Annotated in this window: 6 protein-coding genes and 3 pseudogenes; 6 read left to right on the top strand and 3 right to left on the bottom strand. The window is 60.4% G+C overall.

Annotated elements, in window-relative coordinates:
* Positions 1-65 precede the first annotated feature (65 nt).
* The 4 genes from GTF44_RS19735 to GTF44_RS19720 all read left to right on the top strand — a co-directional run bounded on the left by GTF44_RS19735 (position 66) and on the right by GTF44_RS19720 (position 16,644).
* Complete coding sequence (locus GTF44_RS19735) at positions 66-10,589, top strand: AAA family ATPase (RefSeq protein ID WP_171562930.1); 10,524 nt, start codon at positions 66-68, stop codon at positions 10,587-10,589.
* A 1,230-nt stretch (positions 10,590-11,819) separates the two neighbouring features.
* Positions 11,820-13,424, top strand: a complete 1,605-nt coding sequence (locus GTF44_RS19730) for a S8 family peptidase (RefSeq protein ID WP_171562927.1) — start codon at positions 11,820-11,822, stop codon at positions 13,422-13,424.
* A gap of 815 nt (positions 13,425-14,239) precedes the next feature.
* Positions 14,240-14,731, top strand: coding sequence for a hypothetical protein (locus tag GTF44_RS19725; protein ID WP_171562924.1), 492 nt, complete (start codon positions 14,240-14,242; stop codon positions 14,729-14,731).
* A gap of 1,601 nt (positions 14,732-16,332) precedes the next feature.
* A complete protein-coding gene (locus tag GTF44_RS19720; protein WP_171562916.1) occupies positions 16,333-16,644 on the top strand; it encodes a hypothetical protein in 312 nt (103 codons plus the stop codon).
* Between the two features lie 527 nt (positions 16,645-17,171).
* Here the strand turns inward: GTF44_RS19720 and GTF44_RS19715 are convergent.
* Together GTF44_RS19715 and GTF44_RS19710 are read right to left on the bottom strand one after the other, a co-directional pair.
* Positions 17,172-17,552, bottom strand: a pseudogene (locus tag GTF44_RS19715) (transposase); the annotation flags it as partial.
* Between the two features lie 58 nt (positions 17,553-17,610).
* Positions 17,611-18,483 (bottom strand): LysR family transcriptional regulator, encoded by an 873-nt coding sequence (locus tag GTF44_RS19710; protein ID WP_171562921.1) that lies wholly within the window; start codon positions 18,481-18,483, stop codon positions 17,611-17,613.
* Between the two features lie 160 nt (positions 18,484-18,643).
* Between GTF44_RS19710 and GTF44_RS19705 the strand changes: the two genes are divergently transcribed.
* On the top strand, positions 18,644-19,363 hold the full coding sequence (locus GTF44_RS19705) for a putative quinol monooxygenase (protein WP_171562918.1): 720 nt from the start codon (positions 18,644-18,646) through the stop codon (positions 19,361-19,363).
* A 96-nt stretch (positions 19,364-19,459) separates the two neighbouring features.
* Here the strand turns inward: GTF44_RS19705 and GTF44_RS22225 are convergent.
* A pseudogene (locus GTF44_RS22225) lies at positions 19,460-19,627 on the bottom strand (IS3 family transposase); the annotation flags it as partial.
* Positions 19,628-20,781: 1,154 nt separating this feature from the next.
* Between GTF44_RS22225 and GTF44_RS19700 the strand changes: the two are divergent.
* A pseudogene (locus GTF44_RS19700) lies at positions 20,782-23,434 on the top strand (hypothetical protein); the annotation flags it as partial.

Raw genomic sequence — 23,434 nt, 5'->3', positions numbered from 1 at the left:
ATTTAAAGGCACGCTTACACAAAAAAATTGTTCTAATTTCTTTGTTCACCTGTATGCTACCGGCAATGGCCATCTTCAGACTCAGCGCAGGTATCATCTCACGAGGCAAAGGCCAGTCGGCCGTGGCCGCTCTGGCCTATCGCATGGCGACGCAATACAAGTCCGACAGCACCAACAGGACGACTGACTACACGGCGAAGTCTGACGAGCTTAAATACGCGGATATCATGCTGCCCGAGGACGCTCCGGATTGGGCGCGGGATGCGTTCGGCGACATCGCATTGGTCCGGACCTTCGAAGAGGTTCTGGCCGAGGCAGAGGCGGCCGGACAGGTGCTGTCCGACGACGAGGCAATCCGGCGCGCCGCTGTGCGCGTTGCGGAGACTCTGGCCAATTCCGTGGAGATCTCAGAGTGTCGGTTGAACAAGCATGAGAAGAAGGCTCGGTACTTCCGCACGGTCGATTTGTCCCTGCCCAACGAGCTCGATCTGGCAGATCAAAAGGTGTTGCTCCGGAGCTTCGTAAAGGACGCTTTCACAGACAGTGGAATGGTGGTGACGATCAGCGTCCATGACAAGGGTGACGGCAATCCGCATGCGCATCTGATGCTCAGTCTGCGCGACCTCGGAGAAGGGGATTGGGGCGCCAAGAACCGCTCCTGGGATACGTCGGCGCTTCTGCGGCAGTGGCGCTTGGAATGGGCGCAGCATGTCAATCTCGCGCTTGAGCGTGTGGGCTCAAACGCGCGGGTCGATCACCGCACCCTGAAGGACCAGGGGCTGCAGTTGGAGCCGGAGAACTACCACCCGTATATCGCCGAGCGTGCCGAGCGCGGGGGGGAATTGCCGCGTGAAAAACTGCGCTGCCAGGACGTGCGCAAACAGAACCAAGCTTACATTCGATCGAACCCCGAACACATCCTCGCGGTGGTGCAGTCGCGGCAGGGCACGTTCTCGGAAGCGGATGTGCGGGCGGCCCTGATGAAGCAGCTGAGACCGGACCCCGCAGAGGTCCCGGAGCTGCAAAACGCGGAGGACTACGAGCAATCCCGGTTCGAGTTGGAGGTGGAGGTGCGGGAGCTTCTGGCGGAGGCGATGCGTTCGCCCGAGCTTCTCGAAGTACACGGGCAACATGTGGAAGAGGAGGCGCTGTTCGTCACCCGGTCGCGCAGCCAACAGGCCTGGCAGCTGACGCAGGACGCCCAGGTGCTGGCGACGGGACGGCTGGCTGTGGCGGAGGATTTGGCCGCGCAGGACCCCATCGAAACCGGCACAGGTCCGATCCTGATCGATACGGCCCCGATCGAGTTGGAACGCGCGGCCGAGGAGGCCGCGGCAGCCAAACGCAAGGCAGTCAAGGCACCGCTGCGGCGACATTCACGCTCCGGTCCATCTGCGGCCGCTGTGCGCGAAGCGCTGCTGGATCGTGCCGAGGATCTGTTCGTGAAGGTTCACGGTCCCCCCGTGCGACCAGGGGCAGCGAAGTGGAACCCCAAGAACCAGGCCTCCTTCGAGATGCAGATGAAAGGCCCTCGCCGGGGGCTCTGGTTCGATCACAAGATCGGGGAGGGGGGCGATCTCCTGGATCTCGTGGCCACGGAGATCTGCGGGCTCAGCGCAGCCAAGGCCGACTTCCCACGCGTTCTGGAGGCGGCGGCGCGCTATGCCGGCCTGTCGACAGAGGCCCGGATCGATACCAGCACGCTGGAAGCCCGGCAGGCACAGCGGGCGCGCGAGGCGGAGGCCGCCAAAGCCGAGATCGAGGCGGCGCGGGCCAATCTTGTGCAGTCCCTCGTCGAGCTGGCGGCACCGGCTTCGGGGAGCCCGGGCGCGGCCTACCTGGCGTCCCGGGCGATCACGGACATGCCCGAGGCGCAGCTTGCCTGTCTGCCGCCGGTTCCCGAGTTGGAGGTGGTAGGTGCCCGCCATGCCGCCCTGGTGGTCTGGGCCACGGATGGGGATGGCCGGATCATGGGGGGGCAACGCATCCTGGTGCAAGAGGATGGCGTGCGGGTCGATACGGAGATCCGCAAGCCCTCCTTCGGGACCGTGAGCGGGCATCCGGCCCGCTTTCCGGCACGGACCCCGGATGGGCCATTGGTGGTAGCGGAGAGCCCGGAGGCGGCGCTCTCGATCTGGCAGGCCACCGGCCATGAGACCTGGGCCGTCTTCGGGGTGTCAGGGTTCGCGACTGCGCCGCTGCCTGACGATCGCGACGTGATCTTCGCGCCGGACCGGGACGCGCCCGACAGTCCGGCCGGGTTGGCCTTCCGCAAAGCCCTGGCGCAGCACGTGGCCAATGGCGCGCGGCTCAGCATTGCTGTGGCGCCCGAGCCGAGCGGCAGCAAAAGCGATCTGAACGACACGCATCAACGGGCGGGCGCAGAGGCTGTGCGCGCGGCGATCGCAGCCGCCCGCCCGGTGCAGCGTTTCCTGTCGCCAGCTCTCAATCCGGGCCAGCGCAATGCGGCCGAGGCGATCCTTGGGCCCGATCAGCTGACGCTGGTCAAAGGTCATGCGGGAACGGGCAAGACCTTCACCATCGGTGAGACGGCGCGGGCATGGCAGGCCCGCGGCGTGCGTGTTCTGGCCGGTGCGCCCTCCGGCAAGGCCACGCAGGAGCTCAATGCGCTTGACGGGATCGAGGCCCGTACGCTTTCGGCATGGGAGGCGCAATGGGCGCGCGGGCAATACTCGGAGGCAGGCCGGTTTGTCTTCATCATGGACGAGGCCGGTATGGTCGGGCTCAATCAATGGTCCCGCATCCAGTCGCAGGTGGTGGCGATGGGGGGCAAGCTGGTGGCCGTCGGTGACCCGGAGCAATTGCCGCCCGTGCTCGATCTCTCCGGATGGGCCCTGGCCGAGGCCCAGGCCGGCGATGTGCCGGCGATCGACCTGGTGGTCCGGCAGAGGGATGCAGGGGACCGCGCGGCGACCGCGGCGCTGGCAAAAGGGCGCATTGCAGAGGCCATCTCGCATTACGTGGAGCGGGGGGCGCTGCGGCTTGAGACGGTGGGCGGAGACCCGGTGGCGGTGCTTGCCTCGGAGTATTGGAGTCAGGACCCGGGCGGGCGCGGCCGTCCAAGCCGCATCGCGCTTGGCTACAGCAACGCGGATGTCGAAGCGTTGAATGCGGCCATTCGACGGGCGGGACAGGCGGTCGGGGCCGTGGCCCGGTCCGGGCGGCGCTTCATCATCTCGCGCATGGATCGGGGCTATGACGAGGATGGATTGGAGAGTGCGCATCGGCGCGCGGCGGAGATCCAGCTGAGCCCGGGCGATCGTCTCATGCTGACGGGACCGCATCGTGACCTGGATTTGGCGCGCTCCAGCTTCGGAACGGTGACGTCGGTTCGGGACGGGGCGTTCTCGATCCTCATGGATGACGCGCGCGAAGCGGTTGAGATCGATGCGGCGCGGTTCAACCAGTTCGACTATGGCTATGCCGCGACGATCCACAAGTCGCAGGGCATGTCGGTGGACCGGGTGCTGCTCCTGCCGCATCGGCGCATGGATCGGCATGCCACCTATGTGGCGCTGTCGCGCCACCGCGACGCGCTGACGGTGTTCGGTCGCAAGGACCATCTGGAGAATGCCCGCGCACTGGTCGCGATGGCCACGCGCCTGCCGGCCCCGTTGCAGACGCCGACAAGCTTTGAAACCCCCACCCTGGTGCAGTCACCCGCGGCCGAGATTTTCAATCGACCGGATTGGAACGGTCCGCGCGGCACGGGGACGCGGGTTGGTTTTGTGGGCGATCGGCATTTGATGGCGGTGGCCACGCGCGTGGCGGGCCTCCTGCGCGACGACTATGCGGAGACCGACCCGATCCTCGATGCGCAGGCCATGGTCGATCCGAACCGGGATTACACCGGTGCGCCACAGGCCGTCATCTCGGATCTTCTCGCCCGCCAGACGGTGTTCCGCGCTGATGACGTGGCCACGGTGCTGGCAAACCCAATCCAGGATCCCGATACGTTCCTGCGGCTCTTCCGGCAGGCGATGGGGCATAAGGACCTGGTGGCCTTGCCGCGATCGAAGGAGGGCAAAGATGCCGATCCCTGGGTCTACACAACGCGCCGCCATCTGGCCGCCGAGCTGGCAGCGCTCGATCGCGGGGTGAAGCTGGCGCAGAGCCCCATCGATGTTGCGGCCGAGATGCCGGTCGAGGGTCTTTCCGAGGATCAGCGCACGGCCCTGCAGTATGCCCTGGCCCCCGGCGGTGTGCGGCTGGTTCTGGGGCCGGCCGGGAGCGGAAAAACCCGCCTCGCAGCGATAACGGCGCGCGCCCATGAGACAGCCGGCAGCGTGGTAACAGTGATCAACCCAACCGAGGCGGGGCGCCGGGCGTTGGCCGAAGAGGGGGTGGCTGCGCTGACCTTTGCGGAGTTCCTGGCCGAGCCTATGGCCTATCGGGGTCCGGACGCCCCGGGGGCGGTGGTGGTGCTCGATGATGCAAATGGTCTCGGGATCGGACGGGCCGACGTGCTTTTGGCACGGATCGAGGCAATGAGTGCCAAGCTGATCGCCTTCCAGAACCCGCAGCGCCGACCGCTGGATCCGGGTCCTGTGTTCCGATCGCTGGCCACCCGGATCGGTACGGCAGAGCTTTCGGGCCTGGAAGGCGTGTCCGGCCCGGCCAGGGACCTTCTCGCTGCCATACGCCAACCGGAGGCGCGAGACGCCGGCGCGATCGAGGCCGCGTGTGCGGCGGGACTTGTCCAGGCTTCAGGCGCTCAGGACCGGGCGATGGCCGATCTGGCCCGGGCCTATGTGGCCGAACCTGCAGACGACAAGATCGCGCTCGCGTGGTCGCGCCGAGCGGCTGACGACCTGACAATTGCCATCCGGGCGGAGCTTGATCGGACTCGACCGGAGCGCGTGGCAGCAGAAGAGATCCCCGATGGTCCCCTGGCCGGTCTCAAACCCGGGGATCGTATCCGGTTCGCAACCGGCGGTGTCTATGGCAGCCCGGAGAGGGACCCGGCAGGTGAGCAAGTGGTTCAACGCGGCGCCCGGGCGGAGGTGATGGCCCGGGATCCGGACGGGGTCCTGCGGTTGCGCGTGGCCGACATGAGTGCTGACGGGCGGGCGGTCGGCTCGAGGGAGATACGGGTCGCACCGGAAGGGCCGCTGCCGCCATGGCATTACAGCTTTGCATCGAGCATCGCGGCCAGCGCGGGTCGCCGCCATGAAAGTGTGCATCTTTTGGCGGATGCAGGCATGGATCGCGAGACTCTTGCCACGGGTGTTGCCACATCACGATCCTCGCTGAACCTGGTTGTGCCAGCGGCGGACCGTGAGGTCCGCGCGGTCCTTGGCCGTATCCTGGCGCGGGAGCGCGCGCCGCGGGCCGCCGCGGATTACGGGTTTGATCCCGGTCGGGCGCAGGCTGCGGCGCAGCAGGCGCCCGACCTGCCGATCCCGGGTACACCACGTGCGCCGACCCATCCACCGCAAGGACCGGACTCAGAGGAGGTGGCGCGGTTGACGCGCCTGCCGAAGATCCCGCTTTCCGCCACCAAGGCTCGTGCAGCAAACACCGCCTATCTTCAGAACCACCCCGATCACATCGTTGCGCTTCTGCAGAGCGACCGCGCGGTCTTCACCGACCATGACGTCCGGCAAGCCCTGCGTGCCCGGCTTGGGCGGCAGGTGACGGAACCGGAGCTGCGCCGCCTGGGAGATCGCGCCATGGCCTCCGGTGCGCTCGTGCGTCTCGATCAGGTGGCACCGGACGGCTCACCGCAATACGTGACGGTCGCGCGGCTCGATCAGATTCAGCGGAGTGCGGAGCAGACCCGCCTGCTGGCCAATGGCCGGTTTGCGCCGGGGGAGGTGCCGGTCCTGCGCCCGGAGGAGATGGAGGGTCTGAACCCAATGCAGCGGCAGGCGGCCGAGGCGATGCTGAACGCCGATCGGCTGACGCTTGTGCAAGGTCATGCCGGAACCGGGAAGACCCACACGTTGCGCGACGTGGCGCGGATCTGGCAAGAGCGCGGCGTGGCTGTCCTGGCCGGCGCCTCGTCAGGCAAGGCCACCCGGGAGCTGGCCGGGCTTGAGGGCGTTACCACGGCCACGCTGGCGGCCTGGGAGGCCCGGTGGGCGCGCGGGGAAGCGCCGGATCCGGGCCGGTTCGTGTTCCTCATGGATGAGGCCGGGATGGTCGGCGCCGGGCAATGGGGCCGCCTGCAGGCGCAGATCCTGGCCATGGGCGGCAAGCTGATCGCCATCGGGGATCCCGACCAGCTGCAACCCGTTGCGGATCTGCCCGGCTGGAATGTGGCGGAGCGGGCGGTCGGATCGGCGAAGACGGTTCTGATCGATACGGTGGTGCGCCAGAAGGATGCGCTGCAACGCGAGGCCACGGAGATGCTGGTGCGCGGTGGGGCAGGGGTGCGGACCGCCATCGACTACTATGACAGCAAGGGGGCGCTGCGGCTGCGGCCGGAAGACCGGGCCGATCCCTTCGCGGCATTGGCCGGCGCCTTCTTCGAGGGTTCGGATCCGGCGCGCAGCCGGGTCGCCATCGCTTATACCAATCGCGATGTGCACCGGCTGAACGATCTGATCCGGGCCGAGGCCCTGGCGCGCGGGATCGTGGATCGCAGCAGCCAGCGTAGCTATGGCAGCTTCACCCGCCGGACCACGGCGCCAGGGGGACGGGCCGGTCAGGAGCGCGTGCCGCTGGAGCTTGGCGTGGGTGATCGGATCCTGCTGACAAAGCCGCATCGCGATCTCAACCTGCCGCGATCGAGTTTTGGCACGGTCCTGGCCACGCGCGCGGCGGAGATCGATGTCCTGTTCGATCGGACGGCCGATCCCGTGACGCTTGATCTGCAGAGCTTCCGGGATATCGACTACGGCTTTGCGTCCACGATCCACAAATCGCAGGGGCTGACGGCGCAGGATGTGTTCGTGCTGCCGCATCGTTTGATGCACCGGCATGCCACCTATGTGGCCCTCTCGCGCCACAGTGACACCCTGCAAGTGTTCGGACGGGTGGGGCATTTCGAGCGTGTCTCTGATCTGGTCGCGATGGCACAAGCGCCGGGCCATCTCTCCGTAGAGCTGCCCGATGGCCCGGCCGATCCGGGGGCCAGCATGGTGCCGACGGTGACGGATGCGCAGATTGCACTGCGGGAGGATTGGCGTGGTGCCGAGCGCAGCCGCCGGCTCGTTGCGCTGACAGGCGATGCGGAGTTGATGGGGATTGCCGAACGCACCGCAGGTTTGCTGGCAGCCGATTGGCAGCCGGGGGCGCCGGTCTTGCGCGAGGACGGGGCGCGCTACGCCGCCCGCCCGACAGAGGTGGTCGATGATGTGATCCGGCGACAGTCGGTGCTGCGGGCCGAAGACGTGGCCGCGCAGCTGGCCCATGTGATTGCCGACCCGGACACGTTCCTGCGGGCCTTCCGCGAGGCGATGTCACATCCCGACCTGATCCTGCTCTCCGACGATCCGGGCACCACCGGGCGGGGCCGGGTCTATACCACGCGGACGCAGCTGCGGGGGGAGCTTGATGCAGTCGATCGCGGTATCCGGCTGGCTCTTTCGTCCTCCCCCGACGAGGTGCCCGATGTCTCGAAAGCCATCGCCGCGCGGTTGAGCGGGTTGGGGCTCACCGAGGCACAGGCCAAAGCAGTGAGCTACACGGGGCGGGGCGGACGGTTGCGGCTGATCCGGGGGGGCGCGGGCAGCGGCAAGACCCGTGTGGCCGCGGCCACGGCAGAGCTGCATCGCGAGGCGGGCTGGTCGGTCCTGGCCGTCTCGCCGTCGGGGGCCGGGCTCGATGCCTTGCGCGCGGCAGGTGTTGAACGGCCGCGGACCCTGCGGGGGTTTGCGTCCGGCCTGGCGTCCGGCCAGTTGCGGCTTGATCCGGGCACGGTGGTTATTCTCGACGATGCCGGGCGCCTGGGCAGCCAGGAGATTGCCCCGGTGCTGCGCGAGGTGGAGAAGGCCGGTGCGAAGCTTGTGGCGTTGATGGATGATGGTGTGCAAACGCCGCTGGAAGCCGGACCCGTGGTCCGGGCCCTGGCCGCCCGGATCGGTGTGGCCGAGCTCGATGACAGCTTCCGGTGGAACCAGCGTCGGGCTGTGGCCATGGGGGGGCTCGTCGGGGGCGGCACGGTGGCGCAGGTCGCGCTGAACATCCTGCAGGAGGATGGCGTGCTGCTTGCCGGGGGGACTGCCCGCAAGGCGACCGCTCTGCTGGCTGAGCGGTTCGTGGAAGATCCGACGCAAGACAAGGTGGCCCTGGCTTGGTCGCGGGCGGAGGTGGGACAGCTCACGGGTGCGATCCGGCAGGTATTGGATGCCCGTGATCCAGCGCGCGCGGGGTTTGAGGAGGCAGAAGAGGGGAGCTTTGCGGGTCTGAAGCCGGGGGATCGGGTCCAGTTCATGGGGGGCGGGCGCGTCGAAGACAGAACCGCGACCCGCGGCGCGCAACGGGTCTATATCCGGCCCGGCAGCCGATCGATATATCTTGGGACGGATCCACGCGGGCGCCAGATGCTGCGGCTCATGGAGGCCGATGGAACGTCCCGTGACGTGAGACTGGCGCCGGACACAGACATGCCCGACTGGCGGTTCGACTTCGCCCAGACGATCCATGGTGCCATCGGGCAGGCGCGCGACAGCGTGCATCTGCTGGCCGGGCCGGGCATGTCCAAACAAATCTTCACCTCCGCGGCGCGACTGCATCGCGAGGATCTGAGCATTGTCGTGCCTGCCTCGGAAACCCGTATGCCGGACGTGCTGTCGCGGATCCTGCAGCGGGATGCCACGGCTGAAACGGTGCTCGATTACGGCTTCGAGCCAGCGCTTGCGGCGCGGCAGGCGATGCAAGGGCAGGGTCGGGAGATCGTGGCCGACCCGGCGCCCGACGGGATTGCCGCGGCGATGGGACGTTTGCGCGAGATCGCGGGTCTTGGGCAGGATCCGTCTCGCGAGGTGGCGCCGCGAGGGCTTGAAGGGGAGGTGCTGGCCGAGGTGATCGGGGCGGCCACCCTGCGCCATGGCAGGGCGCCTGACGGCGCGGGCCTGCTGGCGCTGGAGGGACATGTGCGGGCGTTGACCGATGTGGGCAAATGGCGGCGGATTCTGCGCCAGGCGCCCAAGGATCTGCCGCAACGGGCGGATCGATTGGCCGTCAAGCTGGCGGGCCGGGATGAGGACGGCCGTGCGTTGACGACGGCCCGGATCCTGGCGCGGGGACATCTGAGTGCGGAAGCCCTGGGGGAGAGCGGCATCGCCCATCTCTTTGCGGACGGTTTGGCGCTTTATGGGCAGCGGGCGGAGGACGCCCGGGCGTCGGATCGCGTTCAGGAGCTGGTGGCGCCAAGCGGTTCGACACGCGATCTGCCGACTTATCCGGAGATCCAGCCACCGCAAGAGACGCGCCGGACGCAATCGCGTCGGCCGCTGCCCTACACACCGCGTGGAGGCGGGTTGGGGGCCTTCCTGTCCAATCTCGATCCATCGAATGACAGGTTGACCCGCGATGCGCTGGATATGTTCGGGTTGGACGGGCAACGTCGCCGGGCCCGCGCGAGATCTTACGCGGCCGCACGGCGATCGATGCGCGACGGGTCGGCTCAAAGAGAGGCCAGGGTGAAGGTAAAGGCGCAGGAGATGCTGCGCCGCGAAGGCGGGGTCGAAACCAGGACTGCCTCGGCGGCGACAGCGGAGCGGTCTGTGCCGAAGCCATCGGGCGCGATCCTGCAGATGGCCATGGCCATCACCGAGCATCTGCCCTCGGATCATCCTGCGCATAAGCGGGACCTTCTGGATGAGCTGCAGGGTCTTCTGAACCGAGCCGACGCAGCGGAGGTGCCCGAGGACCAAGTACAAGCGACAGCGCGCAAGATCGCGACGGCGCGTGCCGGGTATGATGCGAAGCTGGAGCTTGGTCGGGCGCTCATTGCAGGGGAACAGGCGGATTACGATGCAAACAAGGATACAGATCCGAAGTGGCAGGGAATGCGGCGACCGATGTTTAAAGAGCAATTGTTCCGGCGCTACGTGAATCATGCTGGTTCGGGCATCGAACATCCGATGGCTGCGCAACATCAGCGTGTCAAGGACATGTATGACGACGAAGTAGAGGACGCCGTGGCGAAGGGTGTGGACCGATATGGAGCGCCGACCGAGCTCGAATGGACGGCAGCACGGCTTGCTCATCTGCCGGGCGTGCCACATGATCTGGCGAAGGGATTGTCGCACGCCTTGGGCACAGGATCCCCGCAGAGAGCGCAGGAGATTGAACGGGCGCGGAGTGACGTGCTGGACCAGCTGTCGACCGTGGATGATCGATCAGGCGCCGCACGGGACGTACTGCCGCAACTCTACAAGGCCTTCACCTACAGGGAGATTGAGGCGCTGGCAAAAGCAGATACAAAGGGGCCGGACAGCCTGACCCATATCCCCTTACAACAGCGCAAGGTCGCCGCAGATGCGCTTAAAACGCTCACGAAAGATGGGCTTATCGGCTTTGCCCTCTACCCATGGAATGATCACGCGGAGCGGGTGGCAGACGGGGTGCATCCGGAGCGTGGACGGTCGCGGGGCAGGGGCCTTGGGTTGTTCTGAACTGGTCGCCGGGAGACACGTGTGGGGTCGTCCACCAGATCCATTGGTTGCCTCAATAGCGTCTTGCTTATGCAGGCTTCTAATCGCGAATAGGCCGGACGCCTGCCGTTTGGGCTTGATGTGTCGGTCCCGTCCAACGGAAGGATTGCATCAGCAAACCGTGGACCCAAACAGCTCTGTCATCTTGACGGAATGAGGACCTATCAGGTGCAGGGCTCGCCATAATCCAGGTCTATTTAATTATAGAGTGTGAGTATTTCCCTTCGCGGAAAACTGGCTCTAATGTCCCTAACACGCATCACCTGGGTGGATCGCTGCACAAGACTGATCCACCACGCACTCAGCACTCCCCCTTTCCGTCGATGGAGGGGGGAGCTTTTTCATAAAAGGTGAGGCCTCGAACTTGGGATGGAAAAAAGACTTTGTTTTGAACGGTCGCTTTTGCACCTGACGCGTATCGGCCCTGGATATGGACAATCTGCCTGAGTTTGCGATGCAAAAAGCGCCAATAATATCTGCACTTAACTCAGTCTTTTGCTTGCGGCTTGAGTTGAGCGGCCGTATCATCGGCGCATCGGCGCATCGGCGCATCGGCGCATCCCTTATCCTTACAGTCTGACATCCGGCCTCAGGTCGGCCATCGCGCACGGGTCAGTGGGCAACCCGACCCCGGTATCCGATTGGGACGGCCTGACGCGATCATCCGCGCTTCCCGCAACGTCCGATGTGGCCGTCAACGGTTCAAGATCAGCTGCAACCCCTTTGCACTTTTTACCCCGATCGGAACGGACGGCGCGAAAGCAACCTGGCCGATCCCTAACGGCGGTTCGCTCTCGGATGAAGCCTCCTATTTCACCGGGCTCAGCAATGCCGGGGATGCCAGCGCCCTCAGCGCAAGCGCAGGCCTCAAGGTGGTGTTCTAGAGGGGCCATGCGTGATCTGGTATTTGGGAAGCTGGCTGTTCTTGTGTCCGAATCGACGACTAAACTCTCGGAATTCCTGTGTCTCGAACCAACGGCCTATTGGTCGCTTTCATGCTGGCAGCCACGATCCGCAAGCACGACAGCTCTGCGATCGACGAATGACCGGTCCAGAGATGCGATCTGGCAACCGTGCGTAACTTTGCTAGCAACGTTCCAAGCGCAAGCGGTGCTTTGGCCCGTCAAAAAACGAAGGCTCGCGATCGTCCGAACGGTTACAGTTTTCGTGGGGCAAGGCAGAGGAATAATCATGCGCCTGTTTAGGACGTTAGCCCTGACCACGACAGCCATTATCACCTTGGCGACCTCCGTCTCTGCAAACATCTACGCAGGTCAACTCACCTCCTACTCAGATCAACAGGTCTTGAACCACCTCGTTCGCGAACATGCGCGAGATCCATCGACCTTCGCGGATGCACACGAATACATCCTCCTGAACCGACCCGAGATTTTGGAGGACTACCTCAGTCGAACGTTAGACCGGGCGCCAGACACGCGTCGCTTTTCTTTTCCGGAGCCAAATGCGGGGGAGACCTCCAGAATTGGCTCGATGACTATTCTCGGGATCGTCGGAATGGCAACTGCAATTTCACTTGCGGGCGATGACGGAGATGAGAATCCTGATCCAGAGCCATCGCCTCCTCCCACCCCCATCAAACCAGACCCTGGTCCATCACCTTCTCCAAGCCCCAGTCCATCACCTGATCCAATCACCGATCCGACTGATCCAGTTGATCCAATCGACCCTGCACCCGAACCAGTAGACCCGCCAGCTGAGCCTGATAATTATACCGGGGGATATCTCTATAACGATGCCGGGACGCTGATTGAGCTCACTTCCGAACGCGATTTCGAAGAAATCGAAACCTTGGCGGCAGCAGTCAGCGAAGCGCGAAATGCCACGACATTTGTCGCACAGCGGAGTGGTAACAATTGGGCTTACTCCGCAATAAATCTGGAATATGCGCGCGGGGCAGGCTTGACGGGGGCTGGCCAGACAATCGCGATCTTCGATAGTGGTTTCCAGTTTTCGCATGATGCATTTACAGCCGGGGACCGAACCGTCACGAACGTGAACAACTCCGTTGTCGATGGTCATGGCACGGCAGTCGCATCAATCGCCGCGGGCCTTGATGATTTTGGTCAGATCGAAGGTGTTGCTCCAAATGCTAATCTGCGGCTATTCGGCTGGGGTTCCATGGGAGACGAGCCAACAAATTGGGAAGCTTCCATTGCAGATGCAGCAGAACACGGTGCCATTGTTCATAACAACTCCTGGGGTTTAGTTGCTTCGATTTTAGAAGGCAGATCATATTTCACCGCTGTATATGGGGATGCTTTCGAAGCAGACCTCATAGACTACACGAAGAAAGCAGTTGTGGTTTTTGCGACTGACAACAACAGCCGTCGCTCGGAAAGTTTGTATTTGGAAGCCCTGCCGGTTGTGATTCCGGAACTTGAGCAAGGCTGGTTGGCCGTCATCAATCTACGCGTCCCCTACGACCAAGCAAGGGACAGTTTTGGAACAATCATTCGATTTTCCAGCGCGTGTTGGCAATCTGCTCGATGGTGTATTGGGGCAGACGGTTCGGTGGGGCGGGCAGCAAGTAGCCGTGAAGATTCAGACTCAGATTATGGGAGATCTGGGGGCACTTCTTTGGCCGCCCCACAAGTTGCTGGGGCAATCGCACTGTTGGCGGAAGCTTTTCCCAGCCTGTCGGCACCACAATTGCGCAATCGCTTATTGGCCACTGCCGACAATTCGTTTTTCGAACACACCCATACCATAGCAACGCTCCGGTGGCCGTGGCCCATCCAGCATACCTCAAGGTGGCCAAGCCGCCCTTTGCGTTGATCGCCCAGCAGCTTTGGGGCGCTTTGTGAGTTCACACGGGTTGGCCAGTCTTTTGGGCTCCCTCCGCCGGGCGTATGCCTAGTGGGTGCCTGCCGTCGCAAACAAACAAAGTGCGTGGCTTGGTTTTTTAAACTCGGTTCGTTTTGCCTGAGCGCCAATCGATCACAACACAAGCGCGGAAAAGGTTCGCTGCGCAGAGAGATATCCAAAACTCCGAAGATAACGACGAGCCATGGCGTGATCAGCAAGGCTGTCCTTGCCCGCGAGGTCGCCCAGAACGATCCTGGTTTCACTCTACCTGAATACTGCTTGAGCGCCGCTAGACGGCTGTTTTCAAAAGCTTTCTCGTAGTGCTCCGTCGGGCATACGAAATGCATCGCCTTTTCTAGTGGGTGATACAACTCCGCGGTAGCCAGTGTCTATTGATGTATAGCTTCTTGGTATTTTCCAACAAACCACCCTGGTCCTAAAACTGAACCGAGAGAGGCGTCTGGTGGATGCTTCTCCTAGTCTACTACGTCTACTCACCCTTACTCGCCTCTCGAGTGGGGTAATCTGAAAGAGCTCGCATCTTAACATGAAGGCCTGTCTGAATGCTCAATCAAAGATTGCAAACATCCGTTGTGAATTTGGTCTTTTTCTTCTTGCGGCTCAGGCAGTTCACTAATTTGACTCTTCGAATCCTTCGCGGCGCCGTGATGCAGACAGCATCAACCTGCTGCATTACGATGCCCGGACGGGGCTGTCTCTCACTCCAGCAGCATCGCGCCTTTTGTCGTCTCGCTCTGCCACGCCAAAGCTGGAAACGGGCCACGATGATCAAAATCATTGATTTGCCCGCCTTCGCTAGCGCTTATTGCCTTATCGTTGCCGCTGTTGTTGGGTCGATGGCCAAGGCGGATACTGAAACGAAGCTGGTGGACTTGGATGTTGGTGATGTTGCAACCGCAACGGCAGAGTTCCAATCCAGCTTTGAAACGGGTGACGCGGCATTCTATCTGAGCCCCCTGCATTTGACCGTGGTGCTTGATGCCGACCCTACGCACGCGCACTTAGAACGGGCCGCCAAGCAGGGAACATTGTCGCCCGCAAACTCGTCGGTCAAATGCCCGCAACCGGCGACGGCGTATCAACTGATCCGGAGTGAGCGTGTGCCATGTTCATGCAAACTGCGTTTTAAAGCAATGCCATGGGGTTGTTTGAGCTTGCCAAATCCTATGCCGCCGAAGGTGATGTGGTGTGGACCTATATCTATGCCAGTCTTGCGGCCGTCCGCCGGCAGCATCAGCAAGCGCTACGCTATGTGATGAGGCTGGAAACGCAGATGATATCTGAGCAGATCAACGATCAACGCGCAGGCCAAGAACAGGTAAACGTTTGGACCGCTTTGTGCATTGCCGAACTGGTCACAGCCCAGCAAGAACAATCTGAATAGGCGTGCACCCATGGCGTTTTCTCTGGACAGCGGGCCTGATCGTGCTGCACCGCGGCGCAGGCAAAGTTTCTTTACCTGCTTATTGACACCGTGCAGGTGGACGATCCGCTTTCACTCGAGTGCAGCCAAGCCCGTTTTACCCGAATGACGACCGCGTTCTCACAGCTAAAACCACCTGGACGTGGCTGTCTAGAAGACGTCCGAACGGAGATTCGTGCGACAAGTTGCTCTTCGGCGGAAAGCGAGTGGGATTGTGGAAGAAGCCCCTTCTTCAGTGATTGGAATATCCCCCACGTCGATACCCGTGAAGTTCTAATAGATATGACACGCCACGTCTTTCCATATGGATTCGCAACATGCTTGCGCGGCAATGCCAACACTATTGCTCGGCGGTTCAGTTGATGGGCCGAGATCAGTCTAAGAGTACCTCAATACCCCAACACAGGAGGAATACGACCACTGCTTCAATTAAGGACATACAGAGTGGGAGGAGAACCCCTCGCCGTACCAACCCAAGAGACAGGCAACACAACAGTAGTATGATCTCGAAAACCCGGCTGGAGTTGATCCAGCCACAAATGGAGAAATAATCCAATGAACTGTAATCTGGAAACCGCCACGAGTGATCTTAACAGCTTCGGCGTTGGTGTTGGAGGCTGTGCTCTGACATCGGCCCAGAGTTCTTGATCAATATCAGAAGTTTTGAAGAGGACTAACGGAAATGAGACTAAAATCCTTTACCGCTTGCGCAATTGCCCTTGTTCTTGCTGCATGCTCGGAACCGGCAGAACCTACGTTGGGTTACATTACGTTCGAGCCCGAGTATGATAAGTTTGGCACAGCAACCTGCCCGGCGAACACAGAGCCGACCATAGTCGAAGCAGGTCGGACTGTCTGTAAACCGACCACATCGTAAACAACTCGCGGGCGGCTTTACTCAACAAAGCCGCCCGTGCGTATCGTCTAATAAAACTGCAATGTGACGATTTCCTTTTGTCTGCCGGCCGCCATTCAGTCGCCCCATAAATCAGGGTTTTGTTGGATGTGTCGAAAGCTATGTTGAGCGATCAGTTCTGACGATTCACCAAGCATCCTTACTCGACCAACTGAACAAACGGTTAAAACCTGGATATCAAAACCAAATAGATTCATCCTGAATCTCTCCCACCAGATGCCGAGCTTAAGCACCAGTACTTTCTCTTTTCTATCACACCTATTGCAGCTGGTGCGCTCGAACCATAGTTGGTTTTTATCTTTGGATAGCACCTCAATATTTCTTAATACAGCCTGGTTCTAGCGGTCGAAACTGGAGGTGTTGGGTGAATGCTTTTCTCTACTGTCCCACCAGCTACTCATCTCCTTTTTAGCACATACAAAAATTGGCGTATTTAGATCAACTGGCGAAACTTGAGCTCAGGATCCATTACTTTCCGGTTTTTGGTTTGATCCACGGCTCAAAAATGAGTGATGAACATGTCTGATCTTTTCTGGTTGAGTGACGCGCGAATGACACGTCTGGAACCCTTCTTTCCAAAGTCCCTCGACAAGAAGCCACGCGTTATTGATTGTGACGGAGTTGTTAGGCTCGATGATCGGCACGTTGCAGCCATCAGTCGTAAAGTGCAGATTTCTCCGGGGCCGGGCTTGAGCTGCTTCGATGTGGATGAGGACTATCGGTCAGGTATCCGCCCTATTGAGGCTGAATTTGAAGTCGATGGTGCGGATTCCTTGTTGGAGATAACTCCTCAGAACAGCAATGCTGTAGACTTAGCCGACAGTGGTTGAAATGACTGAACCGTCACGCTCTCGAATGGTGGAACTACGAGGAATAGGGCGGCAACAGTGGGTTATCATCAACACTATTGGGTCAAGGACGATCCAAACTGCCAAGGCAATTTCAGTTGGATACGAGTATCTAGGTTGGTCCCGCAGGAAGAGGCGAATGCTGGCAGTTGCTCCGTTGCGGGCGGTGGCACTCTAACACTTAGCATTGGCGCGCCGTCGGGAGAAGACCACAGAAGGTCAAGCGATATCCCATTGGCCATTCCCATCTCGACATCGCCGAATGTCGGAAGAAAACACGTTGGAGGCCACTGAGGGCCAAATCGGCGGCTCGGATTTCAGGATCGAGGTGAGTGGGTTATGGCCATCACAAGCGCTCGCCGTTAGATCAGCAGCGGTAGCTCCACCACCTCAATCCAGCCAGAAGGCCTCAATAAAAGAAACCGGATCCACAAAGGGATTAACCTAACTCAAAGCAATCCGCAGCCTAGAAAAACCTGGTCTGGGCCGTATATTACACAAGCAAGGTCTTTGGAGCGGCTCTTTTTCAATGCTTCCGCCAGGACTTTTCTCTCTAGGGTCTTGCGCCCGAGTTGGCTTTTCAACTCCCGGATGCAACTTTCCATTTCGCGAACGGACTTGTTGCCGGTGACGCTGTCGTCCTCTGCAACAGCGATGCTTCCGCCCTTCGAGCATCAACTTCCGCCAACGGTACAGCAGATTTGGGGTCACGCCATTGCGACGTGCAACCGCGGAGATGCTCTCGCCGCCATACATGGTTTCTTCCATGATCCGTAGCTTGTCCGCTGGGGACCAGCGATGACGGCGACCACCGCCGCACCGGTGATGATTTCAGCCTCAGACACCAGCATATGGCTGCTCCTTTCATCAGCGGGCTTTGACACCTGCATTATGTCGCTTTACGGCACCGGCGCCGGGAGCCATCCATCCCATCTGCTATGTGATCAACTAAATCTGGGCGCGCGCTATCTCGCGGATCAGATCACTTGTCTCCGGTCGCGCCGTTTGGTGTCGGTATCGAAGGGCATAGACCGTTCGTGATATATCGAGGCCATCAATGGGCATCGCTACCAAACCCAAGTCTTCTGGAATTGCTGTGACCGGCAAGATCACCGCCCCTGCTCCTCGTCGTGCAAGTTCGATCAGCCAATCCACACGATTTGATCGATAGGCTGCGTAAAGCTCGTGACCTTGATCGGCACATGAGCTGTGCAGGGCATCACGCATTTCGCAATTCAGTCGGTCAAGCATGTTCGTATCCGCGAGGATCGAAAGAGAGACGGCTGTCAGTTTTGACAATTTATGCGCGTATGACACCACCACTTTGTAATCCTCGTGATAGAGAGGGTTTATTCGGTAGAGATCTTCGCTCGCCTTCTCTGCGGTGATCAAGACGTCAAATTCACCATCTGTCAGACCCGGCAGCAACTCGGACGAAGATGCAACGATCAACTCAATATCGGCCTGTGGCAGTCGTGCACGAATACGTTCCACGGCTGCAGAGATTCTGTTGTGGCCGATCGTTTCACCAACCCCAACAGAGATCGGGACCCGCTCTAGTCGATTATGTCGAACCGCGTCTTCCTTGGCCTGCTGCGTTTCATCACAAATCTTCTTGAGTCTTGGTTGCACCAGCTTTCCAAGAGTTGTCAGCCTGCAACCTGCTCGATCTCGGACGAACAACGCGCCACCGAGTTCGCTCTCAAGTTTTTTGATGGCCGTTGTCAAAGACGGTTGGGAAACATTTGAGGCACTGGCAGCATGGGTGAAATTGCGATGCTCGCAGATCGCAAGGAAATACCTGATCTGGTTCATTTCCATTTTCGTATCCTCAATCAGCCTCCTTCGCGCTGCACTTCGAAGTCATCACCATAGATTTTATCTATTGATGAATAGAATTCCCATATTGGCAGTTCACACCTTTGGTGCGGGACAAGAGCACATCGAAACAACACGATGACACTCAGATAAGGAGATTACGATGAAAACACAAATCGTTCAAAAACTGGCTGCATTGGGTCTGATCACGACTTCCGTCACCGCACAGAACAGCCCAATGGAGAGCCACACTGCTAGCTATATCGCCATGCATGCCGCTAAAGGCCAAGCAAAAGCTTTCGCTAGGTTTCTGGCCGGGGCTGCACCAATCGTAAGAGAGACCGAGTTGGGCACCGTGCTTTGGTTTGCTCTTCAGGCTGACGATACGCTTGCGATCTTTGACATCTTCGTGGACGACGAGGCCCGCAATGCTCACTTCTCTGGTATTGTTGCTGGCGCCTTGCACCAAAACGTTGACACGCTGGTTGCCGGCGGCTGGGACGATGGTGTTGTCGCGAATATCAACAACTCCGATGTCTTGTCTGCGAAAGACCCCGTTGATCTCAACACGGCAACTACCGCGACTTACATCAGACTAGAAGCGGCTCCCGGAAAAGGCCCCGCCTTGGCATCTTTGCTGACCGCAGCCGGTCCCATCGTCGCAAGTACCGAACCCGAAACGCTGTTCTGGGCCGCGCTGCAGATTGATGAAAACAACTTTGCAATCTTTGACGTTTTTGCCGATAACGCAGGACGCGAAGCCCACTTCGCTGGTCAGGTCGCCGAACTGCTGAACAAAAAGGCTTCGGAGTTGGTCTCCGGCGGATGGGACGACGGCGTTGTCGCTAACATCAATAACTTCGATATACTCGCCATCAACTAAGCAAAAAACTCTGCACCATATGAAGCGCCGGGCACAGCGGTGCCGGGCGCTTCATTTCTTGCTGATGATTTGCATCCCCCTTGAGCGAGTAGAAGGTCTTCCGGTCCTCATCCCGCCGTACTGCTTGCGCCAGCGGTAAGAGGTCTGCCCCGTTATGCGAACCTCTCGGACCGCATCCACTCGCTGTATCCCTTGCCCCGCAAGCACATCAACCTACCGTAACTTATGAATTGTTTTCCCGGGCTTGTGTCGTTTGTTCGCCATTCTCTATCCTCCGTTACGAAAACCCCTAAATCAGTCCCACAGGCGCTGATCCCGGACAATACGAGGCATACAGTTTGGGCTGCCTGCGTCCTACGCTTCCAGCTGAAGAGCTCCGCCATCGACCCATGGCACCAAACAGCTATAGCATTTAACGACAAACCTGAGGCATCATGTACCGCTTAGCGCTTTAGACCATGTTGACGGAATGAAGGCCTGCTAGGTGCAGGGTTCGTCATAGTCAGTGTCTATTTAAGTATTCAAAAGAGGTATTACTCTTCGCAGAAAGCCGGGTCTAGGTTCTTCATACGGCGGGAGTTATGTGGATCGTTGCCCAAGACTGATCCTCTACGCGCCCAACCCTCCCCTTTTTACCAGAAAAGGGGAGGGTGATTAGGCTAGATGAACGATGAGGCTAGATAAACAAGGGTTGGAGCGTGAGGTGGGAAAGAGACTCCAAGCTTGAGCAGTTGCTTTTGAATATGAGGCATATCGGCCTCGCATGTGGAAACCTTGAATGCACGCCCAACCCATAGATGGAACCCTGCCCGAGTTTGCGATGCAAAAAGCGCCGATAGTATCTGTAATTAACTCAGTCTTTTACTTGCGGGTCGGGTGGAGCCGCCGTCTCATCAGCTCATCAGCTCATCAGCTCATCAGCTCATCAGCTCATCAGGCCGCCGCTGCGCCTTGGCGCGCACAGCAGCACTAACCGGTTACATCACCCTGACAGCCTGACCTCCGGCCGCGGGCCGGCCACAGCTTGTGGATTAGCTGACGGTCCGATCCCTGTATCTGGATTGGATGGCTTGACGCGGTCGTCCTCGCCTCCAGTGACGCGACATGTGGCGGTCACCGGGTCGGGGACGGCGCTCATCCTCTCGCACAGTTTCCCGCGATCAGAACGGACGGCGCGAAAGCAACGCGGCCGATCTCTGACGGCGGTTCGCTTCTGGCTGAGGCTGTCACAGCGCCTCCGGCCGATGCACATACCTAAGTCCGCATTTCTGTCACCCCACTGACCGCCTGACGGGCAGGGCGGTGCCTTGCCTCGATTGTGCTCCAGTCCCTCACAGGAGAGTTTCAAAATGACAAACCAGTCCTCAGACACCCAGTCCGCCCTTCGCCCGCTTAACGTTTCAGTTCGAGGTGGCCGCTTGACCAAGTTCAAGGGGCGTATGGCGAGCATTGCGCCAGGTTTGTCGGTGGTGGCGACGGCTACGGTGCTGTTGACCGGTAGCGCGGCCCATGCAGACAATGAGTGCGGGACGGACAACGATAATGATGGTGTCATCAGCTGTGGCGCTGACGCGGACCCTAGCACTCCTGGCAATCAACCCTACGCTGATGGCATCACTTATAATCCTGACAACGGAGTAGGCGGCGAATTCAAACTGGAATTGAACAATGCTGCCATGGTGGTGAACGGACGTGCTGCGGGGCCCGGAAGTGCTGTGAACGTGGTTGGGAACACGGAGAATGATATTTCTGTGATCTTGCGCGCAGGTGAGCTCACCACGCATCAGAACAGTGGATGGGGGATTGGGGTGATAAACACTAAAAGGGACAACCTCGACACAGATGCGATTGAGGGCCAGGGCAATGTGACTGTGGAGATGCACGGCGGGGATATCAATACGAGCGGCAGGGAAGCCCATGGGATTATTGCGGACACCAAGGGTGCTGGCAATGTGACCGTGGAAATGACGGCCGGGACAATCAACACGGATGCGAGGGTTCCTGAAGCCCCGGCGGCACAGTGGGGGGCCGCTCACGGGATTTGGGCGAACATCGTCAACGACCAGAGTGAAGCGATAGCGCGGGTGCGCATGGATGAGAATCTAAATTACTCGCTGCATGAGGATGGCGAGCTGCCTGCGCAGAATCATATTGTAGCCGGTGACTATCGTTATACGAGGATCTCTAACGGGGGTGGTTTCAAGAGTTTTGCGATTTATGCGAAGACCATTGGCAAGGGCGGTGAGGCGATCGTGGAAATGGACGGCGGTGAGATTGTCACGGCTGGGCAAGAGGGTCACGGGGTTTTCGCGCATGTCGAGCGCTATGTGAAGAGAGATGGAGACGGTAAGGTCGTCGTCGATAATAATGACAGCAGGGCAAGGGCGATCGTGGAAATGACGGACGGAGCCATCGTGACGACCGGTAACTTTGGCATCGGGCTTCATGCGGTAGTCCAAGTCGGTGGCGTTCCAGAGGAAGGTGTTCGGCGCAAGGCTGCGAGCGTAGAAATGAGCGGCGGTAGGATTCGCACGATGGGGGATAATGCGCGTGGGATCGAAGCGCTTGTCGACACCAAAGATAACGTAAATGATGCGATTGTGGAACTGAGTGGCACGGCGACAATTGCCACCGCCGGTAGGTGGGCCTATGGGGTCGAGGCGCGCACCCGTGGCACGGGCACGGCGAAGGTGGATATGAGTGGCGGCACAGTTACCACGTCGGGGTTCCTTGGCCATGGGCTTGTGGCGACCACCCTAGACCGTAGGGCGGGTACCAGCCTAGAAGCGGGCGATGTGACGGTGAACATGACCGGCGGGACGGTCGACACGGCTGGAAGAGAAGCTCACGGGCTTTTGGCGCTTTCGGGGACCGGGGCGGTGACCGTCACCCTAGGCGCGGGGGCCAGTGTCATGGCTCGCGGAGAGAATGCAAGCGGGATTTTCGCGGAGGGGCGGGAAGGATCCTTTGACGTAGACGTGGCCGGGTCCGTGACGGGCGGATCTGGCTTCGGCGCAGCGGTCCGAACGAGATCCGGCTCCGACGTCGACGGAACGATTGATATCGCCAGCACCGGCATTGTGACTGCAGGATTGTCTGGTATTGCGATCCAGGACGGGGGTGGCGATGCGGTTGTCACCTTGGAAGGAACCGTCACCGGAGATGTTCTTCTTGGAGCGGGCGACGATAGCCTCACGATTGCTTCAGCAGCCAATTTTGACTTTTCCCATATTCTTGACGGTGGTGCGGGCGATAACGATCAACTGACCCTGCAGGGCCAAAGCATCACAACCACAGCGGACATGTTCCTCAATTGGCAGGGTGTCACGCTGAATAACACGGCCCTCAGCCTGGATCGGGTTGGTAGGCTGGACACGGGTCTGTCCATCGACGCCGGGTCTGAGTTCCGCGCGACGGGCGGGGAAGGGGGCCTGACCATCCGAGGTGATGTAACCAACAATGCGGGCGACGTGTTCTTAAGCGTGCAGAACGGGATGACGGGGGATGAGATCAAAATTGAGGGCAATTACACCGGGTCGGACACGGGATCGGATGTTTTTGCGCTGGATATGGGTCGGGATGCAGATGGTTTGCGCACCGATACGGTTGTCATCACCGGCGACGCGTCAGGTGAGATGACACTGTTGATTGCCGGTATGGACAGCGCCGATCTTGAGGGCGCCCCGCTTGTGATGGACGTGGTCACGGTTGACGGCGAGGCTGATGATGCGACCTTCACCCTGATGAATGGCAACTATGTGATGTCGGACGGAGAGCATGGGGTGATCTCAGGCGCTTACGTCTATAGGCTGGCTGAGGTTGAGGCACAGGATGGCAGAAACTGGTGGGCGTTGAGCGCGCGGTCGGAGAGCGGTGAGATCAGCTGGGGACCGTCAGCACCGATCTATGACAGCTATGGCGCGTCGCTGCTGGCCCTCAATGCGCCCTCTGCGCTGCGCGGGCGGGGCAGCTCGCAGGACTTCCGGACCCTGGCCTGGGGCGGCGCAGGTGCTGATGCGGCCGGCCAGGACACGGGCGCGCCGCTGTGGATCCAGATGGGCACGGAGCAGC

The organism is Roseobacter sp. HKCCD6576-2 (assembly GCF_013179285.1).
Lineage (GTDB): Bacteria > Pseudomonadota > Alphaproteobacteria > Rhodobacterales > Rhodobacteraceae > Rhodophyticola > Rhodophyticola oceani.
The sequence above is the reverse complement of the archived record's forward strand: the minus strand, read 5'-3'. Positions and strand labels throughout refer to the sequence as shown.

Excerpts from the sequence above, each read along its gene's own strand:
- GTF44_RS19725 (WP_171562924.1), top strand. The coding sequence starts at position 14,240 with ATGATCAAAATCATTGATTTGCCCGCCTTCGCTAGCGCTTATTGCCTT.
- GTF44_RS19710 (WP_171562921.1), bottom strand. The coding sequence starts at position 18,483 with ATGGAAATGAACCAGATCAGGTATTTCCTTGCGATCTGCGAGCATCGC.
- GTF44_RS19735 (WP_171562930.1), top strand. The coding sequence starts at position 66 with ATGGCCATCTTCAGACTCAGCGCAGGTATCATCTCACGAGGCAAAGGC.
- GTF44_RS19720 (WP_171562916.1), top strand. The coding sequence starts at position 16,333 with ATGTCTGATCTTTTCTGGTTGAGTGACGCGCGAATGACACGTCTGGAA.
- GTF44_RS19705 (WP_171562918.1), top strand. The coding sequence starts at position 18,644 with ATGAAAACACAAATCGTTCAAAAACTGGCTGCATTGGGTCTGATCACG.
- GTF44_RS19730 (WP_171562927.1), top strand. The coding sequence starts at position 11,820 with ATGCGCCTGTTTAGGACGTTAGCCCTGACCACGACAGCCATTATCACC.